This window comes from Mesorhizobium sp. B4-1-1 (genome assembly GCF_006439375.1).
Taxonomy (GTDB): Bacteria; Pseudomonadota; Alphaproteobacteria; order Rhizobiales; family Rhizobiaceae; genus Mesorhizobium.
The window spans coordinates 171,267-192,820 of the sequence record NZ_VFTH01000004.1 but is presented as its reverse complement, the minus strand read 5'-3'; the positions used below and the strand labels follow the sequence as shown (position 1 = coordinate 192,820).

The window sequence follows — 21,554 nt, the reverse complement described above, 5'->3', positions numbered from 1 at the left end:
TTGCCGGATCACAGCATCATATTTCCGTGCTCCGGTAATCGTGTGGCCCAAACACGGGCGCGGGGCTGGATTAGCTCGGGTTGCCGATCCCGGCGGCTCTCAAGGACTGCACCAGCCGGTCGGTGAGATCGGCCGGGTATTTGCGTTCGACGAACGTCGCGCGCGGGTCGGCGACGAAGTTCGGGAATTCGGCGATCAGCTCGTTGGCAAGCTCGCCCGCCAGCTTGTCGCGCCCTGAAATCTTGGCACCGATCAGGCGCGCGGCCAGATAGTGCGACTTGGATGCCGTCGTGCGCAGTGACTCGCTAGCGATCGCGGCCTTCTTCATATCGCCCTGCATGAAGGCGCCGACGAACAGGCCATAATCCCACCAGGTCGGATGGCTGCTGAAGGCTTCGACCGCGTGGCCCAAGATCGGCGTTCCCTCATCATATTTGCCAGCGAAGACCAGCCCGTAGCCATAGGCGGCGGCCATCCCAAGATCATACGGGTTGAGTTCGTAAGCCTTGCGCATCAAGCGGATCGCTTCGTCCGTGTTGCCGAGGCGCGAGTTGAGGTATCCAAAGGCGCGATGCGCGTGCGGGCTCATCGGCCCCATCTGGACGGCACGATGCGCAAGCGACATGGCCTTTTCGAGCGTCGCTTCCGGTGGATAGGCATAGTGCGCGGTGACAGCTTCCACATGGAGCGCGGCCAGTTCCGCGTAGACAAGCGACGATTTGGTGCCTTCGCTGACCAGCTTTTCCAGGCAGCGATACGCAGCCTCGTGGGTCGCGGCGCTCATGTCGAGATAATAGCGGTCGTCGAGCACCAGGCATCCGATCTGGCTGGTCCGAACGTCGCTCTGGTCAATGTAGCTGTAGATCGCGCCCGAGGCGGGAACGGTCGAGGTGAGAAGGCTGGCGATGTTGCTTTCAACCGCGCCAGGGGCGCTTTCGGCGGATGTCAGGTTGCGCGACAGGAGAACCCGGCCGGTCGCGACGCTCTGCAATTCCACCGTGACGTCGCCGGCAGCAGGCCCAGGGACAATTTCGAAAACGAAACTGATTGGATCGGCGGACTGATCGCGCGTCGAATCCGGGTCACGCCCGATGAAATCGATGGTGTCGAAACCGGCAAGCCCGGCGCGCAGCGATGACGCGACGCGAGCCGCCTCCGCTCCATCCGCCTTCACCGCAATGTAGATCAGCGGCAGGGAGTCGAATGTCGGCTGAGCGGCGGTGCCGGCCAAGCGCGGCGCCTCGACTGCCGCGGTCGTGTCGCCGCCGTTGAGGAAGGCACTGCTTTGACGCGCGATGAGCACGCCGAGCATGACAATGACCAAGACCATGGCAGCCCAGAAGAATCGCAGCTGCCGCGTGAGCGACTGGGCGGGTGCTGCCGGCGCCATCAGCGCTGCAGGTTCGCTCGGCACAGAGGTGTCGAGGTGTTCGGTGGCGGCCGGAGCGGCTTCGGCCAAAGCATCGGGCCGCTGCGCGATGTTGCCGGAGGCGGACCTGGCATTGCCAGGCAGCCGGATCGCGTTCAGCTCATAGGAAGGGACATAGCCGCCGCGCGGAATCGCGATGCGCACCGGCTCGGCGACACCTTCATTGGAGAAGTATTGCTCCAGGAGCTCGCGCAGGCGGCCGGCCTGCACCCTGACCACGGCATCGGTGGAAGCGTCGAAATCGCCGTCCTTGCCGAAGACGTCCATGGCGATGGAAACGCCTTTCAGCCTGTCCGCCTGGCCAGCCTGCTCGCGTTCGACCAGATAGCGTAATAGCCTGCGGGCACGCTCGGATCGTCCGAACGTTTCGCTGGCTAGCAGTCGCTCCAATGTCTCGCGCACTGCGGGGGCGGCAGGCGGGGCATGCTCCAAGTGTCGAACCTTTCGAAGTCGGCACAGGTTAGGGCGCGATAATATAGCGCTCGCGCCGGCACACAAGGATGCTTCTATTATGCTTTCGCGTAAGCCACCGGAAATTCCCCCGCAGGTTAACGAATGGCAGCTTTCGCGTCTGTGTCTGAAGCGTGGCGCAATTGGAATGCGCCACGCTTGGGACAGATCTACCCGGTCAAGCCTGCCGCCGAGCCTGATCGTTTCGCATCATCTGCTCGAGCCGCCGATGATCCGGTTGGCGGCCGAAACAACGGCCTCCAGCGACGCGGCGACGATATTGGTGTTGATGCCGGCGCCGAACAGCTTGCCGCCCGGATATTCCATCTCGACATAGGAGATGGCCGAGGCGTTGGAGCCGCGCTGCAAGGAATGCTCGGAATAGTCGAGCACCGACATGTCGACACCGACATGGCGCGAGAGCGCATCGACAAAGCCGTCGATCGGGCCGGTGCCCGAGCCGGTGATGGTGACTTCCTTGCCGTTGTCGAGGATATCCGCTTCGACCATGCGCCGGCCCTTCACCTCGGTGTCGGGATAGGTGCGATGGTCGAGGAACTTCAGGCGCGCACCGGGCTGATCGACATAGGTTTCGAGGAAGCGTTCGTGGATGCGCTTGGCCGGCACCTCCTTGCCTTCCGCATCGGTGATCGCCTGGATCGCCTGGCTGAACTCGATCTGCAGATTGCGCGGCAAATTGAGGCCGTAGTCCGCCTGCAGCACATAAGCGATGCCGCCTTTGCCCGACTGCGAATTGATGCGGATGATCGCCTCGTAAGTACGGCCGACATCGGCCGGATCGATCGGCAGATAGGGCACTTCCCAGATCGGCGTGTTGGCCTTCTTCAGCGCCTTCATGCCCTTGTTGATGGCATCCTGGTGCGAACCGGAGAAAGCCGTGTAGACCAGTTCGCCGACATAAGGGTGGCGCTCCGCGATCTTCAGCTGGTTCGAGTACTCGTAGACATCCTTCATCCGGTTGATGTCGGAGCAGTCGAGCTCGGGGTCGACGCCCTGGGTGAACATGTTGAGCGCCAGCGTGACGATGTCGACATTGCCGGTGCGTTCGCCATTGCCGAACAGCGTGCCCTCGACGCGGTCGGCGCCGGCCATCAGCCCGAGTTCGGTGGTGGCGACGCCGGTGCCGCGGTCGTTATGCGGGTGCAGCGAGATGATCAGGTTCTCGCGGTTGTCGAGATTGCGGCACATCCACTCGATGCGGTCGGCATAGACGTTGGGCGTCGACATCTCGACCGTCGAGGGCAGGTTGATGATGAGCTTGTTGTCGGCCGTCGGCTTCACGATCTCGGTGACTGCGTTGCAGATCTCCAGCGCGACGTCGAGCTCGGTGCCGGTGAAGCTTTCGGGCGAATATTCGAAGCGATAGCCGCCGCCGGCCTTGGCCGCCATGTCGGTGATCATCCTGGCGGCGTCGGTGGCGATGCGCTTGATGCCGGCGACGTCCTTTTCGAAGACGACGCGGCGTTGCAACTCGCTGGTCGAATTGTAGAAATGCACGATCGGGTGGTGCGCCCCTTTAAGCGCCTCGAAGGTCCGTGTGATCAGCTCGGGCCGGCACTGCACCAGCACCTGGAGCGACACATCCCGCGGCACGCCGCCTTCCTCGATGCACCAGCGGGCGAAATCGAAGTCGGTCTGCGAGGCCGAGGGGAAGCCGATTTCGATTTCCTTGAAGCCCATGTCGAGCAGCAAAGCGAACATGCGCGCCTTGCGTTCGTGGCCCATCGGATCGATCAGCGCCTGGTTGCCGTCGCGCAGGTCGACCGAGCACCAGATCGGCGCCTTGTCGATTACCTTGTTCGGCCAGGTACGGTCGGTCAGGCCGACCGTCGGGTAAGATTGGTATTTACGTGCTGCATCCGGCATGTGGCCGGCCGCGCGCTTCCCGGCTTCAGCCTCGCCGGCGCGGACTTCTTCTCGTGCGTTCATCGTCTCTTCTCCGGGCGGCTCGCGTTCGCCTTGGGCGGATTGATGGCGAGCGTCGCCTCTACCAGAATTTCGTTCGCTTGATTATGATTTTGCCAAGGAGCATGCGCCTGAGGCGGCGGGTACCGACCGCCGGGCGCTCCTTCAGCGAACCCGGCGATCGCCGATAAGGCCGAGAAGAAGCAGGGTCGAAGCGAGCGCGCGCGCGGTCTCGTCGGCAAAGCCGATGCGAGAGAAAGCGACGGAGCGGACGCGCGTGGTCATGGCGGCTCTCTTACAGGAGCGGCCCTGCGGAGGCAAGCGGGACGCATGGACGAATGCGCCTTGCCTGATATCGCCGCCGTTGCGGGTACTCTTCCCCGCGCCTCGCAAATGCGCCAGACTTGGCTTCGAAGGCTTCGCTACCGAGCGAAGCTTCGGGGACGGGTCGCCCATGAATTTCGTGTTCTTCTCGCCGCATTTCCCGGCCAACGGCACGGATTTCTGCGACCGGCTGAAAAAGGCCGGCGCCACCGTGCTCGGCATCGGCGATGCGCCTTACGAGACCTTGAACGGCAAGCTGAAGACGGCGCTTTCGGAATATTACCGCATCGCCGACATGGAAAATTACGATGCCGTGTTGCGGGCGATGGGGCATTTCATCCACAAATGGGGCCGCATCGATCGCTTCGAGTCGCTCAACGAACATTGGCTCGAACTCGAAGCCAACATCCGAACCGACTTCAACATCTTCGGCACCAAGGTCGATTTCGTGAAGAATTTGAAGCGGAAGAGCCGCATGCGCGCCTTCTTCCGCAAGAGCGGCGTCGAGACCATTCCGCAGCGCAAATGCTCCGACCGCGCCGGTGCCATGACCTTCATCCGCCGTGTCGGCTACCCGGTGGTGGTCAAGCCGGATTCGGGCTCCGGCGCTTCCAACACCTTCAAGATCTCCAACGCCAAGGAGCTCGACCAGTTTTTCAGGGACAAGCCGGAGGGCGTCACCTTCGTCATGGAGCAGTTCATCGAAGGGCTGGTGGTGACCTTCGACGGGCTGGTCAACCGCGACGGCGAGGTGGTGCTGGCGGCCAGTCACCGCTACGACCAGAGCATCATGGATGCGGTCAACAAGGACCGCCACATGAGCTACACCTGCTTCCCCGAGATCAGCCCGGAGGTCGAGGAGGCGGGCCGCAAGATCCTCAAGGCGTTCGACGTGCGCGAGCGCTTCTTCCACATCGAGCTGTTCGAAACCAGGGACAAGCGCGTCATCGCGCTCGAGGTCAACATGCGCCCGCCCGGCGCCTGGATGACGGACGCCATCAACTACACGTTCGACATCGACGTCTATGCCGCCTGGGCCGACATGGTGGTCAAGGATGCCGCGGGCGGCCCTTACAAGGGAAAGTATTTCACCGCCTATGCCAGCCGCAAACGCCATATCGACTATTTGCACAGCCATGCGGACGTGCTAGCCGCCCACGGCGACAAGATCGTCCACCACCAGGCCATCGAAGAGGTCTTCAGCCGCGCCATGGGCAATTACGCCTACCAGATGCGTTCGAAGGATCCGAAGGCGCTACGCCAGGCGGTCGACTATATCCACGCGGAAAAGGCCTGAGCCGATGGACGTCTCCTATCACAAGGGCCATGCCCGCAATCTCGGCCGCGACATGGAATACAAGCGCTATGGCCATGCCGGGCGCCCGGTGGTGGTGTTCCCGACCTCGCAGGGGCGCTTTTACCAGTTCGAGGATTCCGGCGGCGTCGGCGCGCTCGCCGAGTTCATCGACACCGGCCGCATCCAGCTCTTCACGCTCGACGGCATCGATTCGGAATCCTTCTTCAACAAGCATGCCGACGCGGCGCATCGCATCGCCCGCCACGAGGCCTATTTCCGCTATGTGCGTGAGGAGGCGCTGCCGGAGCTGCAAGCGGTCGCCGCCAAGTCCAATGGCGGCCGCGCCTTGAAGCCGCTGTTTTGCGGCTGCTCGATGGGCGGCTACCACTCGTCCAATTTCGTGTTCCGCTTCCCCGAGCTGGCGAGCGGCGTGATCTCGCTGTCCGGCGTCTATTCGGCTCGTGATTTCTTCGGCCGGACGCTTGAAGGCAACATCTATTTCAACTCGCCGCTCGACTATCTGCCCGGCATCGTCGACCAGAAGCTGCTCGGGCGGCTCAGGGCGCTGCGGCTCATCTTCTGCTGCGGGCAGGGCGCCTGGGAAGAGCGCATGCTGGTCGAGACGCGCGAGCTGGAACAGGTGCTGCGCGACAAATCCATCCCGGCCTGGGTCGACTATTGGGGCGGGGACGTCAGCCACGACTGGCCGTGGTGGCACAAGCAGCTTGTCTATTTCTTCGGCCGCTGGCTGGATGACGACCTCATGCACAGGTTGGACTGATGACCACGCCCGACGCGATCCGCCGCTTTGTCGAAGCCACCAATGCCGGCGATACCGAAGCCTTTCTGGCCGTATTTACCGACGATGCTTTCCTCAGCGACTGGGGTCGCGATTTCCACGGCCGCGACGGGGTCGCGCGGTGGAACCAGTCGGACAATATCGGCGTCCAGTCCAACCTTCGCATCGTGCGCGTCGCGCAACGCGACGGCGTCTACCATGCCCGCGTCGCTGTGACGGGCAACGGCTTCAACGGCGAAGGCGACATGGCCTTCACGCTCGACGGCGACCGGATCGCAAGCCTGGTTATCAGCTGAGGCCGGAGTTTGCGGTCAGTAGGTCGTGCGTCCGCCGGAAAGGTCGAAAGTCGCGCCCGTGGTGAAGGAGTTCTCGTCCGACAGCATGAAGACGATCATGGCGGCCGCCTCTTCGACCTCGACGAAACGGCCGCGCGGCACTTTGCCGAGCATATAAGCGACCTGGGCCTCGGTGAGTTGCTCCAGAATGCGGGTGCGAGCGGGCGAGGGGGTCAGCGCGTTGACGGCGATGTCGTGGCCGGCGAGCTCCTTGCCGAGCGACTTGGTCAGCGCCAGCACGCCGGCTTTTGCAGCGGAATAAGCGGCGGCATTGGGATTGCCCTCCTTGCCGGCCACCGAGGAGATGTTGACGATGCGGCCGTAATTGCGCGCGATCATGCCGGGCACCAGGCGCTTGCAGCAATAGAAGACGCCGTTGAGATCGATATCGACGATCTGGCGCCATGCGGCGGGATCGTAGTCCACCACCGTCGCCGCCGGCCCGGCAATGCCGGCATTGTTGACCAGGAGATCGACAGGGCCGAGCGTCCGCTCGGTCTCGGTGGCAGCGCGGTCGACGGCCTCGATCTGCGACTGGTCGCAAAGGATGGCCTCGACGCGGCCGAGCGAAGCGAGTTCGGCGGCGGCCTTGGCCATCGCGGCCTGGTCGACGTCCCAGATGGCGACACCGGCGCCCGACGACAGCAGGCGTCGCGCGACCGCAAGGCCGATGCCTTGCGCGCCGCCCGTCACCACGGCGATGCGGCCGGAAAGATCGACGGCGTTCAAACGGCGGTTCATCGGCAATTCCCCTGCTTCTTTAGAGCAATTCAGCATCCCGACAGGATCGCCGACCTGCTCCGATTTTCTGTTTTTACGCAATTCCGGACGGAACCCGCCGAGTACTTTTCCTGGAATTGCTTGGCATTGGATAGCCCGGATCAGCCCCTGACGTTTCGCGCCACCAGCTTGGCTACGCTTGGCCCAATGAGCAGCACGACCAGGAAGCGCGCCGACTGCAGCGCCATGACGAAGGAGATTCCGCGCCATGCGCTCCAGCAGCGCCGCGTCCGAGGGCGCTCTGGTGAGGAGTCCACCTTTTGGTCTTAGACCCGGAGCCGGGAATGCGAACCCCCCGTGGCACCTTGTTGGCAGGGCCGCAACACCCTCACTTGTCCATGCCAAACAACGCTTCGATCTCTTCGCCACCCATGCGATCGAAGCTTTCGGGGCTGGAAAACTGGCCAGCCATAAAGCCCACACGCCGTATCTGTGCAGCGGTAGTTTGACCGATAGGCACGACCTTGACCAACGGCTTGCCTGCCTTGGTGATGATAAACGGCTCACCTCCGGCGGCCTGGTCTACCAGACGTGATAAATTAGTCTTTGCATGGTGGATGCTCACGGTCCGCATTAGGTGCTCCAACAAACGATAGAGCTGTTCCCCAGTCAGCCGGCCTTTTCCGGTGCGGGAAGGCCAAAGCCGCCGACCGGGTTGGTCTCGACCTGGAATTCGAAGCCGGCGATGAAGGGACGCGCCTTGGCGATCGCGGCCTGGACTTCCGGCAATTGCAGCGAGGCCTTGTGGCTCGCCTGGTCGGTCCACACTTCGGTGACCCAGATCGCGTCGGCGTCGACCGGATCGATGGCGATGATGTAGCTCAGGCAACCGGGGAGAGCGCCGGTGCTTTCGCGCAGCACGTCCATGACCGCATCGCGCTGGCCGCGCGCCGCCCGCATCTTGCCGATCAGTCCGTACATGCCTTTGCTCTCCCTCCAGGTTGCGCGTTGCATCGAGTATGCAGTCGACCGCTCACGGCATCAACTGGCCACCATTGACCTCGATCACCTGGCCGATGATGTAGCCGCTCAACAGGTCGGACGACAGGAACAGATAGGCGCCGACGCAATCCTCAGGCGTTCCGGCGCGGCCCTGCGGTATGGTGGCGACCATCGCCTTGATCTGATCGGCGTTCGAATAGCGTTCGTGGAAGGGCGTCAGGATCGTGCCCGGCGCCACGGCGTTGACGCGGATGCCGAAGCCGATCAACTCCTTGGCCATGCCGCGCGTCACGTTGGAGACGAAGGCTTTGGACGAACCATAGAGGCCGGCCCCGCCGCCGGCGCCGTTGCGGGCGGCGATCGAAGTGGTGTTGATGATGAAGCCGCCCTGGCGCTTCAGCCACGGTATCGCCTTGCGCGAGGCGGTCAGGACAGAGCGCGCATTGAGGTCCATGACCGCGTCGTACTGCGCCTCGTCCTGATCGGCATAAGCGACGCGGCCGAGCATGCCGCCGGCATTGTTGACCAGGCCGTCGAGCCGGCCGAAATGGTTTGCGCTCTCCTCGACGACACGCTCGACGTCGGCAGGTATCGAAAAATCGCCCTGGACCAGAAACACCTCGCCGCCATCGTCGCGGATGGATCCGGCCACGATTTCGGCGGGTGCGCGGCTCGCGTTGTAATGCAGCGCCACGCGGCATTTCTGCGCCGCGTAAGCACGGGCAAGGGCCGCGCCGATGCCGGTCGAAGCGCCGGTGACCAGCACCACCTTTCCGGCAAGATCGGGGATGGCAAGTGTCGTCATGTCGGCTGGCCTCCGGGCTGCCATCCTTCGTAGGCCATTGTCGGCCTGGCCTTCAAGTCCGCGCGCATTCAGGGCCTGAGATAGACATAGCCCTGGTGCTGCAACTCGGCGAGCCTCACGACGCCGCCCTTCTCGGCAAGCTCGAAGCCCGCCAGCAGGTCGGTCAGTGTGATATCCATGCCGTGCAAGGTGTTGCCGCAGGCTTGCGGGACAAGTCCCTGCTGGACCAGGCCGGCGAAGCGGCTGGAAACAGCGCCGGAAGCGCCCTTGGACTTGAAGGCGGCCAGAGCCGGACCGTGCACCACAAGCACGATATCGACATTGCCGCCGGTGCCTTCATAATGGTTCTTGATGTTGCCGAGGACGAAGTTGACCTTGTCGGCGTCGCTGAGGTGATAAGCCACCTTCAGCCTTTCCTCTTCTGTTGCCGCATTTGCACGGCTCAGCCCGAAAAGGCCCGCGGCGCCTGCGAGACCGGCACGAAAAATGTCACGGCGCAGCATCGTGTCCTCCGTTCGCCCGCCCGCTCGCGCGATTTTGCATGGTCCAGGCGGCACTCCTAGACTAGCATATCCCGGCCCTGTCGGTGGGAGGAGGATCACATGTCATCGAGGACCATGGTGGCGAGGACCATGGCGGGCGTGGCGCTTTGCGCCGCCCTTGCCGCTTTAGCCGGCGCGGCGCGCGCCGAACAGCCGCCCAAACTTCCCGAGCTCAGCCCGACCGGCGCCGACGCCTGCTTCGGCCGCGTCTACGACGCCGCCCATCTCAAGGCGCATCCGCACCAGAAGGTGGCGCGCATCTTCTTCCTCTACGGCCATGACCCGGTGAGCCGGCCGAACGAAGAACCCGCCGTCAACCAGGATACTTCCTATAACGGCTTCCTCACCACCACGGTGCGCGGCGCCAAGAAGCCGGAATGGGCAAGCAGCTGGTGCAACAAGGAGGATCCAAGCGACAAGGCGAGCGGCATCCGCTGCGGCATGGATTGCGACCGCACGCTGGCTTCGCTGAAAGTCGACGACAACGGAAAGCTGCTTCTATCCGGCCTGTCGCAAGACGTCTATCTCGACCCGGATTCGGAAGAACAGCTCGGCAAAGCGGAATACAACAAGCAGGCGCTGGGCAGCGAGGACGATAATTTCAAGCTGGATCCGATGCCGGCCGACAGCTGCAAGGCGGAGTTCGCGCGCATCGATCCGATCGACCCGGCGCTTGGCGATCCGCTGCGCGTGCGGCTCAAGCCCGATCAGCCCTTCTGCTTCGGGCGTGACTACGACGATGCGCATCTGAAGTCGCATCCCAACCAGCTGACGCAATCGATCCGCATCTTCCGCGGACCCGTCGAGCTTGCCTCCTTCGCCGCCGGCGGCGATGCGGCGAACTGGCCAGACGGGGCGGACATCGCCGTTTCGGTGACGACGAGGCAGAAAGGGAAAAAGGTTACGCAGACCTATTCCTGCCAGGGCGAGGCCGACCAGTGGCGCTGTTCGGCCAGCTCGAAGATGAGCGACTTTTCCTGCGACATCTCGCAGAAGGAAATTTTCCTCAAGCGCGGCGCCAACGGCACGATGATGGTCGCGAACCCCAACAATGCGGTGGCGGTCCTCGATCTCTGCTCGAAGGCGGCGAATGGCAAGACCAGGTCCGACGACAAGGTCTATCGGCTGCAGCCACTGCCACAGTCGGCCTGCGCGCCGTAAGGCCTGCCGATATTCAGGTGAGGCCGGCCTGCGAACGGTGGCTTCCTGCGCTTCCGGTGCTCACGTACTTTTAAGTACGCTCCGCGCCGGTTCTCGGAAGCCATCGTTCTCGACTCGGCCTGACCTGAATCTCGACAGGCTTTGGTTAGCGCTAAGCGAAAGGCACCGCCGTGGTGCCTTTCGGCAGCTTGGCCTCGTCGTCCGGCTCGACATGGATGGTGACGCGCACCGAGGGGTTTTCGGCTTTCAGTGCATCCTCGATGCGGTCGCAGATGACATGGCTGGCGCCGACCGTCATGTCGGCGTCGACGACGAGGTGGAACTCGATGAAGGTGGCGCGCCCGGCTATGCGCGTCTTCAGGTCGTGCACTTCGAGCGCGCCCTTCGAATTGGCCGAGATGATGTCGCGGATCTGCATGTGCTCGTGGTTGTCGACGGCGCGGTCCATCAGCCCGTTCATCGACGAGCCGATGACATGCCAGCCCTGCCACAGGATGTTGAGCGCGACGATGACGGCCAGCGCCGGATCGAGAATCTGCCAGCCGGTGAGCACGGCGCCGACAAGACCGCCGAACACGCCGACGGATGTCACCACATCGGTCATGATGTGCTGGCCGTCGGCGACAAGCGCGGGCGACTTCGCGTTCCGGCCGGTGCGGATCAGCGCCCAGGCCCAGATCGCATTGACGACGGTCGCGACGCCGTTGACCGCAAGGCCTTCCCAGGGTTGTTCGAGCGGAGCCGGATGCTGCCAGGACTGCCAGACCTCGTTGAGGATCAGCAGCGCCGCGACGACGATCAGCACGCCTTCCAGCACCGCTGAAAGATACTCGGCCTTGTGGTGGCCGAAGGGATGGTCCTGATCGGCGGGCTTGTAGCTGACCTGGATCGCCCAGAAGGCGGCGGCCGAGGCAATCACGTTGACGATCGATTCCAACGCGTCGGAATAGAGCGCGACGGAGCCGGTGATGTACCAGGCGGCAAGCTTCAAGACGAGCACGACACAGGCGACGACGATCGACCAGAAGGCAAGCCTGGCGACCTTCTCCCGGGTCGCGGCTTTCGCTGCGGCCGCTGTCGTGTCCAGCGTTTGCGCCATCTTTTCTAAGCGGCCTTTTCCTTGGCCTTGCGCGGCAGATGCGCGACGATGTTCTCGATGATGCGCATGCCGGCATTGTGACCGAGCGTCATGATCGATTCCGGATGGAACTGCACCGCCGCGATCGGCTCCTTGCGGTGCTCGAAGGCCATGATGACGCCGTCCTCGGTCTCGGCGGTGACCACGAAACCGTCGGGCAGGCGCACGGGGTCGGCGAAGATCGAGTGGTAGCGGCCGACGGTCACTTCCTTGGGCAGTCCGGAGAAGATGATACCGGGCTTCGAGACGCGGATGCGCGACGGCTTGCCATGCATGGGGATGTGCAACTGCCTCAACTCGCCGCCATAGGCCTCGGCCAGTGCCTGCAGGCCGAGACAGACGCCAAAGATCGGCAGGTCCCGGGCGCGCGCCTTCTTGATGGTGGCGGCGCAGTCGAAATCCTTCGGCGTGCCCGGTCCGGGCGACAGCACGACGAGATCCGGCTTGAGCCGCTCGAAGACCTCTTCCGGCACCGGCGAGCGCACCGTGGAAACATTGGCGCCGGTCTGCCGAAAGTAGTTGGCCAAGGTGTGGACGAAACTGTCCTCATGGTCGACCAGCAGGATGTTGACACCGTCGCCGACGCGCGCGGTGGTGCGCTCGGTTCCGGTGGCGTTGCCGGTCTTGGCGTCGCGGATGGCGGAGAGCATGGCGGATGCCTTCAGTTCGGTTTCGGCTTCTTCTTCCTCGGGCACGCTGTCGAAAAGCAGCGTGGCGCCGGCGCGCACCTCGGCGATGCCGTCCTTGATGCGGATGGTGCGCAAGGTCAGTCCGGTGTTCATGTCGCCGTTGAAATTGACCATGCCGATGGCGCCGCCATACCAGGCGCGCGGGCTCTTCTCGTTCTGCTCGATGAAGCGCATGGCCCACAGCTTCGGCGCGCCGGTGACGGTGACGGCCCAGGCGTGAGAGAGAAACGCGTCGAAGGCGTCCATGCCTTCGCGCAGCCGCCCCTCGATGTGGTCGACGGTGTGGATCAGGCGCGAATACATCTCGATCTGGCGGCGGCCGATGACGCGCACCGAGCCCGGCTCGCAGACACGCGACTTGTCGTTGCGGTCGACGTCCGAGCACATGGTGAGCTCGGACTCATCCTTCTTCGAGTTGAGCAGTTTCAGGATCTGCTCGCTGTCGGAAATGGCGTCGTCGCCGCGCTTGATCGTGCCCGAGATCGGGCAGGTCTCGACGCGGCGGCCGTTGACGCGCACGAACATCTCCGGCGAGGCGCCGATCAGATATTCGTTTTCGCCGAGATTGATGAAGAAGGAATAGGGCGAGGGGTTGATCGACTTCAGCTTGCGCGAGATGTCTGAAGGCTGAGTCTCGCAGCGTTCGTAGAACATCTGTCCAGGCACGACCTCGAACAGGTCGCCGCGCTTGAAGCTCTCCATGGCGCGCCGCACAAGGTTGGCGTATTCGCCCGGCTCGTGGTCGCCGCGCGGCGGGATGCGGTCGGCGGTCTTGAACGGCTCGGCGGTGGCGTCGCGGGGCAACCCCACGGTCGAAAAACCCTCGCCCGAATAGTCGTAGCGGTCGGTCCAGGCCTTGGTCGAATAATGATCGACGACGAGTATCTCGTCGGGCAGGAACAGCACGAGATCGCGCTGGCTTTCCTTGCGCTCGAGCTTGTAGTCGACCGGGTCGAACTGGAAGGCCAGGTCGTAGCCGAAGGCGCCGTAGAGGCCGAGATTGGCGTCTTCGGCGGTCTTGAACAGCGCGGTGATGGCGCGAAGCACCGTAAACACCGACGGAACGCGGCTGCGCTCCTCCTCGGTGAAGACGCGGCCGGGTTTCGCCACATCGAGGCGAATGAGCGTCTTCGAAGTCTCGGAGATCGTCACTTCGCCCAAGCCAGCAAGCGCCTTGCCGATCGCGGGCAACAGCGCTTCGCCGCGCTTGTTCAGCGCTTCGATGCGCATCGTGCGGCCCCGCGCGGAGATGACCAGCGGCGGATCGATGATGGCCGTATCCCAGCGCGTGTAGCGGCCCGGATATTCGTAGTTGGAGGAAAACACTGCGCCCCGGCGCGAATTCAGGCCGTCGACATAGGCATCGATCGCGCCCTCATAGGGCCTGTCGTGGCGTTCGCGGGTGATCGTCACGCCGCCCGCGGTGACGAAACGCTCCGCCCCGTTGTCCAGAACTTTAGTCGTCATTGCCGTCTCCATCAGCGTTTTGGGCAACGGACCCGGGAATGGCTTAAAAAACAAATGGCCGCCCGGACATTCCGTTGCGGCCACCCTCTACTTTCACGCGCACACGCACGAACAGGCCGCTGTCAGCGAGCCCACCACCAAACGGTCTTGTTCGAACGCATGTTCATGGCGACTCCCATAGCGGCGAATGACGGTCGGTGCAACTGGATTTCACGCCCATGCTGAAGGCCGCACGCTTCAGTCTTCCAGCGTGCCGGAGCGCGCGTCGCTGCTCCTGGCGTCGCCGGCGAGCTTCAGAAGATCCTCTCCGGCGCGGATAATGCGGCGCGCGCGGCGGGTCAGGATGAAGCCTGATTGCGGCGCAAACACTTCCGCGCGGCCGCCGGCCTCGCCGGGCGCATGCACGATCGTCGCCAGCCTGTCGCCTCTCTTGACGCGATCGCCGGGCGTGACGTCGTAGAGGATCGCGCCGGCCCTGGGCGACGGCATCATGTCGATGTTTTCCAGCGGCACGACAGGGCCGGAAAATTTCTCGAATTTTGGTACGGACGGGTCCCGAACGACGCCCCGCGTCACCAGCAGTCGGTAGAGTCCTGCGGCATCGGTCGCGGCCAGGGCGCCATCGACGTCGAGTATGCCGCGATATTCGACCGTGGTGACGGCGCGGCGGTCGAAGCGCGCGACGCTCGCTGGCACGTTCTGATAGGGCATGATCGAGGCGCCTTCGAAGGTGCCGGTATTGTCTTCGCTCCACAGCAGGACGGCTTCGGCGCCCATGGCGGCCGCGCAGTCGGCCATATGCGGCCACAGGCTGGTGTGGATGTAGAGATAGGCAAGGCCTTCGTCGTCGCAGTGGAGGTCAAGGACGATGTCGTTGCCCAGCGAGAGCTGGACGAGCCGGTTCTTCAGCCGGCGATCGGCGCCGCCGAGACTGACATCGGGCAACAGCCTGGCGTCGGGCGCGGCAAGCAACGGAAAGGAGCGGTTGAAGTTGGTCCGGGTGCCGAGATTGAAGCGGCCCTGATGCTCGCCGAAATGATATTGCGCGCGGCCGATCGGATTGGCCCAGGGCACGATGGTGATCGGACCCTTGATGCGGCCCTCGGTCTCCGCCTTGGCCAGCATCGGCATCAGCGCGTCGATGGCGACGACGCCCGGCAGCTCGCCGGCATGCAGCGCCGCCTGCAGATAAGCGGAAGGAGCCGCCTTGTCCTTGCCCTCGAAGCGCAGGACCGGAAATTCGTAAACGACACCATCGCTGTCGCCGGCGATGCGCTCGATCGTCTTCTGCATGGGATACCTCCGCGTGAAGAGGTTTCACCCATGCATTTTTGCGATCGGGCTGTCGAGTGGTCCAGCCGTGCCGTGCTGTCGGGGCAGGCTGGCTACGGCGAAGACGCCGAGCTGCTACGGCGAAGACGCCGAGCTTTATTCAGCTGGTTGTGGCTGCAGGACCGCGCGGCGGTCGAGCGCCTGCGACAGCACGGCCACGGCGACGGCCAGAAGCGCGAGCGCCGCGCCCACCAGCGGCAGGTTGGCGTAGGAGACGCCCCAGGAGATGGCGAGGCCGCCGATCCAGGCGCCGCCGGCATTGCCGACATTGAAGGCGCCCTGGTTGAGCGTGGCGGCTAGGTTCGGTCCTTCGGCAGCCGCTTCGACGACGCGGATCTGCAGCGGCGGCACGACGATGAAGATCAGCATGCCCCACAGGAAGACGATGGCGACAGCCACGCTTGCGATGGCGCCGAGCTCGGTGAAGACGACGAAGAGCAGGGCCATGGCGAGCAGCGTGGCTATCACCGTCGGCATCAGCTTCCAGTCCGCCAGCCTGCCGCCGATGATGTTGCCGATGGTCATGCCGGCGCCGAACAAGAGCAGCACCCAGGTGACGGTCGCCGTCGACAGGCCGGAGACATCGGTGAGGTAAGGCTTGATGTAGGTGAAGACGGCGAACAGGCTGGCGGAAGCGAGCGAGGCGATCAGCATCGCCAGCCAGACCTGCAGCTTGCCGAGCACGCGCAACTCGCCGACCAGGCCGCCGCCGCTCGGCTCGGCGACATCCGACGGCACCAGCCAGGCAATGGCCGCGACCGAGATGAGGCCGATGCCGACGACGGCGAGGAAAGTGGCACGCCAGCCGAAGGCCTCGCCGAGCGCCGTGCCGGCGGGGACGCCGAGGATGTTGGAGAGCGTCAGGCCGGCAAACATAAGCGCGATGGCGCTCGCCCGCTTGTTGCGCGGCACGAGGCTCGCTGCAACGACGGAGCCGATGCCGAAGAAGGCGCCGTGGCCGAAAGCGGTGAAGACGCGCGCCGCCATCAGCAGCCAGTAGTTCGGCGCGATGGCGCAGAAGAGATTACCGATGACGAAGAGGGTGGCGAGGCCGACAAGCACCGGTTTGCGTGGCAGGCGGGCGGTTGCCATGGCGACGATCGGCGCGCCGAAGACGACGCCCAGCGCATAGCCGGTTACCAGAAGGCCAGCCGACGGGATCGAGACGCCGAGGTCGGCCGCGACTTCCGGCAGCAGGCCCATGATGACGAATTCGGTGGTGCCGATGCAGAAGGATGCAATGGCGAGCGCTAGGATCGGCAGCGGCATGGGATGTCCGGACTGAATCGGTTCAAAATCGAGACTGGCGCTGGATATGCCCGGCGCACAAGCGCCATTGTTGCAACGCAGCAATGCAGAAACGGAAGAGCGCCCGGCTGGGCTCAGAGACCTTTGTTTCTCCGCAATTCCAGACGGAAGGCTACGATGAAGTCGCCGAGCCCGACCGCTTCGCGCTTTGCCTGGACTGCTCTAAGCCAGCGGCTTCAGCTCCTGGGCAATGGTGGGCAACAGCTCCGAGACGGTGGGGTGGATGTGCATGGCGCGCGCCAGCGTCGCGATCGGGGCCTTGGCATACATGAGGTCGAGCACGCAGTGGATCGCCTCGTCGCCGCCCGGTCCGAGCACGGAGCAGCCGAGGATTTCGCCAGTGTCGGCATCGGCCAGGATCTTCATGAAGCCCTGCGTCTCGCCCTTTTCGACCGCGCGGCCGACGCGGGTCATCGGCCGCTGTCCGACCAGCGCGCGGCGGCCGGATTTCTTCACGGCGGCTTCCGTCATGCCGCAGCGTCCAAGCGGCGGATCGATATAGAGCGCATAGGCTTCGATGCGGTCGCTGACCCTGCGCGGATCGTTGTCGAGCAGGTTGGCTGCGACGATCTCGAAGTCGTTGTAGGACGTATGGGTGAAGGCGCCCTTGCCGTTGCAGTCGCCCATTGCCCAGATGCCCGGGACATTGGTGCGCAACTGGTCGTCAACGACGACGAAGCCGCGCTGATCGACCGTGACGCCGGCCTTGTCGAGGCCGAGATCGTTGGTGTTCGGAACACGCCCGAGCGCCAGCAGAACGTGTGAGCCGACCGCCGCCGGCTTGTCGGCGGAGAAGGTGACGGCGATCTCGCTGCCTTGTTTGGCGAAACTGATATCGCCGGCGCCGACATGAACGGCAATGCCTTCGTTTTCGAGGATGGACAGGATGGCCGCGGAGGTGTCCTCGTCCTCGCGGCCGGTCAGCCGCGGCGCCTTCTCGATCACCGTGACCTCGGAGCCGAAGCGACGGAACATCTGCGCGAATTCGAGCGAAATGTAGCTGCCGCCGACGACGATCAGATGGCTGGGCAGCACATCGAGATTCATCATCGAGGAATTGGTGAGATAGGGTACGTCGTTGACGCCAGGCAGGTTGGGCACCGAGGCGCGGCCGCCGGTGTTGAGGAAGATCTTTGGCGCGGTGAGAAGTTGGTCGCCGACGCGCACAGTGTCGGCGGATTCGAAACGCGCATGGCCGCGATAGAGCGTGCAGCCCTTCATGCCGGCGATCCATTTTTCGAGATTGCCGCGGGCGTCGTTGGTGACCTTGTCCTTGCGCGCCTTGATCCGTTTGTAGTCCACGCCGACGGGGCCCGAGAGCGCGACGCCGTAGTCGGCGGCGCGACGGGCGAGATGCGCGGCATAGGCGCTCGCCACCATCGTCTTGGTCGGCATGCAGCCGGTGTTGACGCAGGTGCCGCCGATGAACTTGCGCTCGACCAGCGCGACCTTCATGCCGGCGGCCTCGAGCCGGCCGACAAGCGGCGGGCCGGCCTGGCCGGCGCCGATGACGATGGCGTCGAAGCTCTTTGCGCTCATGCGACCGCCGCCACGATGAGCAGCCCGCCGATGATCGCCACCGCGTCCTCGATGAAGGCGGCGGGCGGATCCTTGCCGAATGCGGCCGCCAGCCGGCCGCGTGCTTCGGCGCCGCCCAGCGTGCCGATCACCGCGCCGATCGCGCCTGCGACCAGGCCGCCGATGGTGGCGCCTGCGGTCGCGCCGATCACCGCGCCGCAGAAGGCGCCGGTCACGATGCGGGCGCCGAATTGCTGCGGCACTTTCCGGCTCGGCGTCGACGGCAGCTGATCGGTGACCAGCTCAACGATGGCCAGGATGGTGAAGATGCCGACGGCAATCCAGTGACCCATGAAGCTCGCCCAGGTGCCTGCAATCGGTAGCCAACCGAGATAGGAACCCCAGGCGACGGCGGCGGGCGCGGTCATGGCGCGCAGGCCGGCAATGACGCCTATCAGCAGTGCAAGAATGTAAAGCATGATCGCCCCCCCCCAAAAAAATTGAGACCGTCGCATGGTCTTGCAACGGCAGGCTAGCATAAGCCAAGCGTTTGGCTACGGGGCTTTTGTCAGACAATCGATTATGCTTTGGCGATTATGCTTTGGCAGCAGACGAAAACCTGGAGGTGCCACCATGACGAGAAGCGAACGCATGAAGATGGCGGCGGGCGAATGGTATACCTGCATCGACGATGAGCTGGAGGCATTACGCGTTGCCGCGCGCGATGCGGTGTTCGAGCACAACGGCCTGCCGCCCCGGCGGCGCGGCAATATCGCTCCGGCCTTGCTGGCGCTGCTCGGCGGCGCGGGAGAGGGCGCCCGCATCGAGGCGCCGTTCCATTGCGCCTATGGCTTCAACCTGTTCCTTGGCGATGGCGTCTTCCTGAATGCCGGCTGCATCATCCTCGACACCGCGCCGGTGCGCATCGGCAGGGGAACGCTGCTTGGACCCAATGTGCAGATCTACTGCGCCGAGCATCATCGCGAGGCCTCCGGCCGGCTGGCCGGGCTGGAGATCGCCAAGCCCGTGACGATCGGCGACAATGCCTGGATCGGCGGCAGCGCGGTGATCCTTGCCGGGGTCAGCATAGGCGAGGGCGCGATCGTCGGCGCGGGCGCGGTGGTGACGCGCGACGTGGCGGCGAACACCACCGTCGTCGGCAACCCGGCGCGAGGCGTTGCGCCTCGCTGAGCGCACTGTGGTTCGAGCGTTCCGGTATGCCGTTCTATGCGCTTCCTGACGGAAGACCGTCGCGCAGGGTTGCTGGAATTGCTGTGGCGCAAGCAAACCGGATCGTCGCCTCGAAACCGTCTTCGCGGCCCGATGCCGGCGAATTCAGGCTCAGTGTCGCGCCAGTCTGCTGTAGGATCTTGCTGACGATCGCCAGGCCGAGACCCGAGCCGCCAGAAGGCGTCGTTCCGCGTTCGAAGCGTCTCAGCAACCTGTCGGGCGCCGGCACGACGGGACCTTCGTTGATCACGCTCAACCCCGCGCTGTCGTCGACCCGTATCACCACCGTTCGACCCTGGGCGCCGTGTCGAAGGGCGTTTTCGATCAGGTTGCGCGTCACGATCGCCAGCGCGTCGGGATCGATGGCCACCTCCACCGTGCCTTTTGACGGCCTTTCGAGGCTCAACCGGGATTTGTTCTCGGCATGCTGCTCGAAATCCGCGACCACAAGCGCAACCACTGCGCCCAGATCAGCCGATTTTCCGGCGGCAATTCCGGCGTCGGCGCGCGCCAGTTGCATGAGTTTCTCCGAAAGGTTGGACAGGCTGACAAGCGCCGCCTTGATCTGTCGCGGGCGCTTCATACCCGCATCGTCGGTGGCCTCGGCGATCATGCGTTCGGCCTGGGCCAGTGCTCCGGCGATCGGAGTGCGCAGTTCGTGGGCGGCGTTGGCGGTGAATTCCTTTTCGGCTTCCATTGCCATGTGGAGCCGCCGCATCAGCCTGTTGACCGACTTGGCGATTGCCGCAAGCTCGACGGGGAGATGCTCGGTGTCGATCGCGGCGAGATTGTCGCCATCGCGGGCGCTGATGTCGGCACGCAGCGTGCCGATCGGGCGCATGAACCGTGTCAGGGTCAGCCAGGCAAGTATCGCGCTGAGCGGTGTCAGGGCAATCATCGGCACGAGGAAGCCGGCGGCGGCTTCCAACGTCTCTTCGTTGCGGCGTTCGTCGCTCTCGGCGACCTGGACGAACAAGGTGCCACTTACCGCCGGCTCGGTGTAGACGCGCCATCCCGCCTCTTGCGAGAAGCCTCGCGTGAGCCCGGTCGTCAGCGGAGTGGCTGGCGCGCCGTGGGAATGGAGCATTAGACGACCCTGGCTGTCCCGCACCTGGTAGATCAGCCGTTGGCCATCTTCTTGCGAGACAGCCTCGGACAGTTCGCGCGGAGGCTGAAGCGTTTCGCGCCCAAAGAGGTCGTCAATGACGAGCGGCAGCAACCTGCGGGCCGCCTCCTGCATCGAATTATCCATGGCCTCGTTGATTTCGCGATGAAGCGTGAAGGTTCCGGTGGCGGCAGCCACAACTCCAAACATGACAGTTACGATGATCAACGAGGCGACCAGTCGTCCGACAAGGCTGAAGCGCCAGCTCATCGGGCCACAAGGCGATAGCCCAGTCCCCTCACGGTCGCGATCACGTCGCGGCCGAGTTTTCTGCGCAGGCGGCTCACATAGACCTCGACGGTATTGCTCTCCACCTCGGCGCCAAAAGCGTAAAGCGCGTCCTCTACCTGACCCTTGCTGACCGTGACGCCTGGCCGGCCGAGAAATTGTTCCAGCACGGTCCATTCGCGGGCGGTCAACTGGATCTCCTTGCCGCCGACCAGAACGCGGCGATGGGCAGTGTCGACCTCGACCGGCCCGATCCGGATGAGCGGGTTGGGGTTCCCGACATAGCGGCGCGCCACCGCCGCCAGGCGGGCGGACAGTTCGCCCAGATCGAATGGCTTGACCAGATAATCGTCCGCACCGGAATTCAACCCGTCTATCCTGTCCGAGAGCTGATCGCGAGCGGTGAGGATTATGACCGGAGTGCGGTGGCCGTCGCGGCGGAGAACCTTGAGGAATTCCAGGCCCTTGCCGTCCGGCAAATGCAGATCGAGCAGCATCAGCTGATACGTCACGACACGCAAATGCTCACGGGCTTCCTCAAGTGTGCCGCTCCAATCGACGGCATGGCCATCGGCGGCCACGTGGTCGCGCACGGCTTCACCCAGCACGCGATCATCCTCGATCAACAGAACACGCACGCCGCCTCCGCAGCCTAACCATCCGTCCTATGCAGAACGATACTGACAGTA

At 64.2% G+C, this 21,554-nt stretch carries 20 protein-coding genes; 5 read left to right on the top strand and 15 right to left on the bottom strand.

Features of this window, described 5'->3' with window-relative positions; genetic code table 11:
* Positions 1–70 precede the first annotated feature (70 nt).
* Together FJW10_RS07730 and leuA are read right to left on the bottom strand one after the other, a co-directional pair.
* Positions 71–1,861, bottom strand: coding sequence for a tetratricopeptide repeat protein (locus FJW10_RS07730; protein WP_140899582.1), 1,791 nt, complete (start codon positions 1,859–1,861; stop codon positions 71–73).
* A gap of 228 nt (positions 1,862–2,089) precedes the next feature.
* A complete protein-coding gene (leuA, locus tag FJW10_RS07725; protein WP_140899580.1) occupies positions 2,090–3,829 on the bottom strand; it encodes a 2-isopropylmalate synthase in 1,740 nt (579 codons plus the stop codon).
* A 430-nt stretch (positions 3,830–4,259) separates the two neighbouring features.
* Here leuA and FJW10_RS07720 point away from each other — a divergent pair, with 430 nt between their 5' ends.
* The 3 genes from FJW10_RS07720 to FJW10_RS07710 are packed head-to-tail and all read left to right on the top strand — an operon-like array spanning position 4,260 to position 6,521.
* A complete protein-coding gene (locus FJW10_RS07720; protein ID WP_140827766.1) occupies positions 4,260–5,426 on the top strand; it encodes an ATP-grasp domain-containing protein in 1,167 nt (388 codons plus the stop codon).
* A 4-nt stretch (positions 5,427–5,430) separates the two neighbouring features.
* The gene (locus FJW10_RS07715) at positions 5,431–6,207 is read left to right on the top strand and encodes an alpha/beta hydrolase-fold protein (RefSeq protein ID WP_140827768.1); all 777 of its coding nucleotides are present in this window, start codon (positions 5,431–5,433) and stop codon (positions 6,205–6,207) included.
* A complete protein-coding gene (locus FJW10_RS07710) occupies positions 6,207–6,521 on the top strand; it encodes a nuclear transport factor 2 family protein (protein ID WP_140899578.1) in 315 nt (104 codons plus the stop codon). Before FJW10_RS07715 ends, FJW10_RS07710 begins: the two co-directional genes overlap by 1 nt.
* A gap of 15 nt (positions 6,522–6,536) precedes the next feature.
* Here the strand turns inward: FJW10_RS07710 and FJW10_RS07705 are convergent, their stop codons facing one another.
* The 5 genes from FJW10_RS07705 to FJW10_RS07680 all read right to left on the bottom strand — a co-directional run bounded on the left by FJW10_RS07705 (position 6,537) and on the right by FJW10_RS07680 (position 9,590).
* The gene (locus FJW10_RS07705; RefSeq protein WP_140653388.1) at positions 6,537–7,289 is read right to left on the bottom strand and encodes an SDR family NAD(P)-dependent oxidoreductase; all 753 of its coding nucleotides are present in this window, start codon (positions 7,287–7,289) and stop codon (positions 6,537–6,539) included.
* Positions 7,290–7,668: 379 nt separating this feature from the next.
* Positions 7,669–7,914: a type II toxin-antitoxin system Phd/YefM family antitoxin gene (locus FJW10_RS07695; protein WP_140899576.1), complete on the bottom strand. Its 246-nt coding sequence runs from the start codon at positions 7,912–7,914 to the stop codon at positions 7,669–7,671.
* A 35-nt stretch (positions 7,915–7,949) separates the two neighbouring features.
* A complete protein-coding gene (locus tag FJW10_RS07690; RefSeq protein WP_140645698.1) occupies positions 7,950–8,261 on the bottom strand; it encodes a putative quinol monooxygenase in 312 nt (103 codons plus the stop codon).
* Positions 8,262–8,313: 52 nt separating this feature from the next.
* The gene (locus tag FJW10_RS07685) at positions 8,314–9,087 is read right to left on the bottom strand and encodes an SDR family oxidoreductase (RefSeq protein WP_181177447.1); all 774 of its coding nucleotides are present in this window, start codon (positions 9,085–9,087) and stop codon (positions 8,314–8,316) included.
* Positions 9,088–9,155: 68 nt separating this feature from the next.
* Complete coding sequence (locus FJW10_RS07680; protein ID WP_140827776.1) at positions 9,156–9,590, bottom strand: DsrE family protein; 435 nt, start codon at positions 9,588–9,590, stop codon at positions 9,156–9,158.
* Between the two features lie 99 nt (positions 9,591–9,689).
* Between FJW10_RS07680 and FJW10_RS07675 the strand changes: the two genes are divergently transcribed.
* Positions 9,690–10,790, top strand: a complete 1,101-nt coding sequence (locus FJW10_RS07675) for a hypothetical protein (protein ID WP_140899572.1) — start codon at positions 9,690–9,692, stop codon at positions 10,788–10,790.
* Positions 10,791–10,941: 151 nt separating this feature from the next.
* Here the strand turns inward: FJW10_RS07675 and FJW10_RS07670 are convergent, their stop codons facing one another.
* The 6 genes from FJW10_RS07670 to FJW10_RS07645 all read right to left on the bottom strand — a co-directional run bounded on the left by FJW10_RS07670 (position 10,942) and on the right by FJW10_RS07645 (position 18,721).
* Entirely contained in the window at positions 10,942–11,889 is a 948-nt protein-coding gene (locus tag FJW10_RS07670) for a cation diffusion facilitator family transporter (RefSeq protein ID WP_140827780.1), read from the bottom strand.
* 5 nt (positions 11,890–11,894) lie between these two features.
* The gene (locus FJW10_RS07665; RefSeq protein ID WP_140899570.1) at positions 11,895–14,084 is read right to left on the bottom strand and encodes an anthranilate synthase; all 2,190 of its coding nucleotides are present in this window, start codon (positions 14,082–14,084) and stop codon (positions 11,895–11,897) included.
* Between the two features lie 237 nt (positions 14,085–14,321).
* Positions 14,322–15,377, bottom strand: coding sequence for a succinylglutamate desuccinylase/aspartoacylase family protein (locus tag FJW10_RS07660; RefSeq protein WP_140899568.1), 1,056 nt, complete (start codon positions 15,375–15,377; stop codon positions 14,322–14,324).
* Between the two features lie 135 nt (positions 15,378–15,512).
* A complete protein-coding gene (locus tag FJW10_RS07655; protein ID WP_140827786.1) occupies positions 15,513–16,685 on the bottom strand; it encodes an MFS transporter in 1,173 nt (390 codons plus the stop codon).
* Between the two features lie 201 nt (positions 16,686–16,886).
* Positions 16,887–18,263, bottom strand: coding sequence for an FAD-containing oxidoreductase (locus FJW10_RS07650; RefSeq protein ID WP_140899566.1), 1,377 nt, complete (start codon positions 18,261–18,263; stop codon positions 16,887–16,889).
* Entirely contained in the window at positions 18,260–18,721 is a 462-nt protein-coding gene (locus FJW10_RS07645; protein ID WP_140899565.1) for a DUF4126 domain-containing protein, read from the bottom strand. The genes FJW10_RS07650 and FJW10_RS07645 overlap by 4 nt, the downstream gene beginning before the upstream one ends.
* 154 nt (positions 18,722–18,875) lie before the next feature.
* Here FJW10_RS07645 and FJW10_RS07640 point away from each other — a divergent pair, with 154 nt between their 5' ends.
* On the top strand, positions 18,876–19,433 hold the full coding sequence (locus FJW10_RS07640) for a sugar O-acetyltransferase (RefSeq protein ID WP_140899563.1): 558 nt from the start codon (positions 18,876–18,878) through the stop codon (positions 19,431–19,433).
* Between the two features lie 34 nt (positions 19,434–19,467).
* On the opposite strand, the gene FJW10_RS07635 is transcribed toward FJW10_RS07640, so the two are convergent.
* Both FJW10_RS07635 and FJW10_RS07630 read right to left on the bottom strand, forming a co-directional pair.
* Positions 19,468–20,847 (bottom strand): ATP-binding protein, encoded by a 1,380-nt coding sequence (locus FJW10_RS07635; protein ID WP_140899561.1) that lies wholly within the window; start codon positions 20,845–20,847, stop codon positions 19,468–19,470.
* Positions 20,844–21,503 (bottom strand): response regulator transcription factor, encoded by a 660-nt coding sequence (locus FJW10_RS07630; protein ID WP_140899560.1) that lies wholly within the window; start codon positions 21,501–21,503, stop codon positions 20,844–20,846. Before FJW10_RS07630 ends, FJW10_RS07635 begins: the two co-directional genes overlap by 4 nt.
* Positions 21,504–21,554: the final 51 nt, after the last annotated feature.

Coding starts and splice junctions, on each gene's coding strand:
- FJW10_RS07715 (WP_140827768.1), top strand. CDS start 5,431: ATGGACGTCTCCTATCACAAGGGCCATGCCCGCAATCTCGGCCGCGAC.
- FJW10_RS07660 (WP_140899568.1), bottom strand. CDS start 15,377: ATGCAGAAGACGATCGAGCGCATCGCCGGCGACAGCGATGGTGTCGTT.
- FJW10_RS07675 (WP_140899572.1), top strand. CDS start 9,690: ATGTCATCGAGGACCATGGTGGCGAGGACCATGGCGGGCGTGGCGCTT.
- FJW10_RS07690 (WP_140645698.1), bottom strand. CDS start 8,261: ATGTACGGACTGATCGGCAAGATGCGGGCGGCGCGCGGCCAGCGCGAT.
- FJW10_RS07685 (WP_181177447.1), bottom strand. CDS start 9,087: ATGACGACACTTGCCATCCCCGATCTTGCCGGAAAGGTGGTGCTGGTC.
- FJW10_RS07650 (WP_140899566.1), bottom strand. CDS start 18,263: ATGAGCGCAAAGAGCTTCGACGCCATCGTCATCGGCGCCGGCCAGGCC.
- FJW10_RS07695 (WP_140899576.1), bottom strand. CDS start 7,914: ATGCGGACCGTGAGCATCCACCATGCAAAGACTAATTTATCACGTCTG.
- FJW10_RS07665 (WP_140899570.1), bottom strand. CDS start 14,084: ATGACGACTAAAGTTCTGGACAACGGGGCGGAGCGTTTCGTCACCGCG.
- leuA (WP_140899580.1), bottom strand. CDS start 3,829: ATGAACGCACGAGAAGAAGTCCGCGCCGGCGAGGCTGAAGCCGGGAAG.
- FJW10_RS07655 (WP_140827786.1), bottom strand. CDS start 16,685: ATGCCGCTGCCGATCCTAGCGCTCGCCATTGCATCCTTCTGCATCGGC.
- FJW10_RS07640 (WP_140899563.1), top strand. CDS start 18,876: ATGACGAGAAGCGAACGCATGAAGATGGCGGCGGGCGAATGGTATACC.
- FJW10_RS07680 (WP_140827776.1), bottom strand. CDS start 9,590: ATGCTGCGCCGTGACATTTTTCGTGCCGGTCTCGCAGGCGCCGCGGGC.
- FJW10_RS07635 (WP_140899561.1), bottom strand. CDS start 20,847: ATGAGCTGGCGCTTCAGCCTTGTCGGACGACTGGTCGCCTCGTTGATC.
- FJW10_RS07645 (WP_140899565.1), bottom strand. CDS start 18,721: ATGCTTTACATTCTTGCACTGCTGATAGGCGTCATTGCCGGCCTGCGC.
- FJW10_RS07720 (WP_140827766.1), top strand. CDS start 4,260: ATGAATTTCGTGTTCTTCTCGCCGCATTTCCCGGCCAACGGCACGGAT.
- FJW10_RS07710 (WP_140899578.1), top strand. CDS start 6,207: ATGACCACGCCCGACGCGATCCGCCGCTTTGTCGAAGCCACCAATGCC.
- FJW10_RS07670 (WP_140827780.1), bottom strand. CDS start 11,889: ATGGCGCAAACGCTGGACACGACAGCGGCCGCAGCGAAAGCCGCGACC.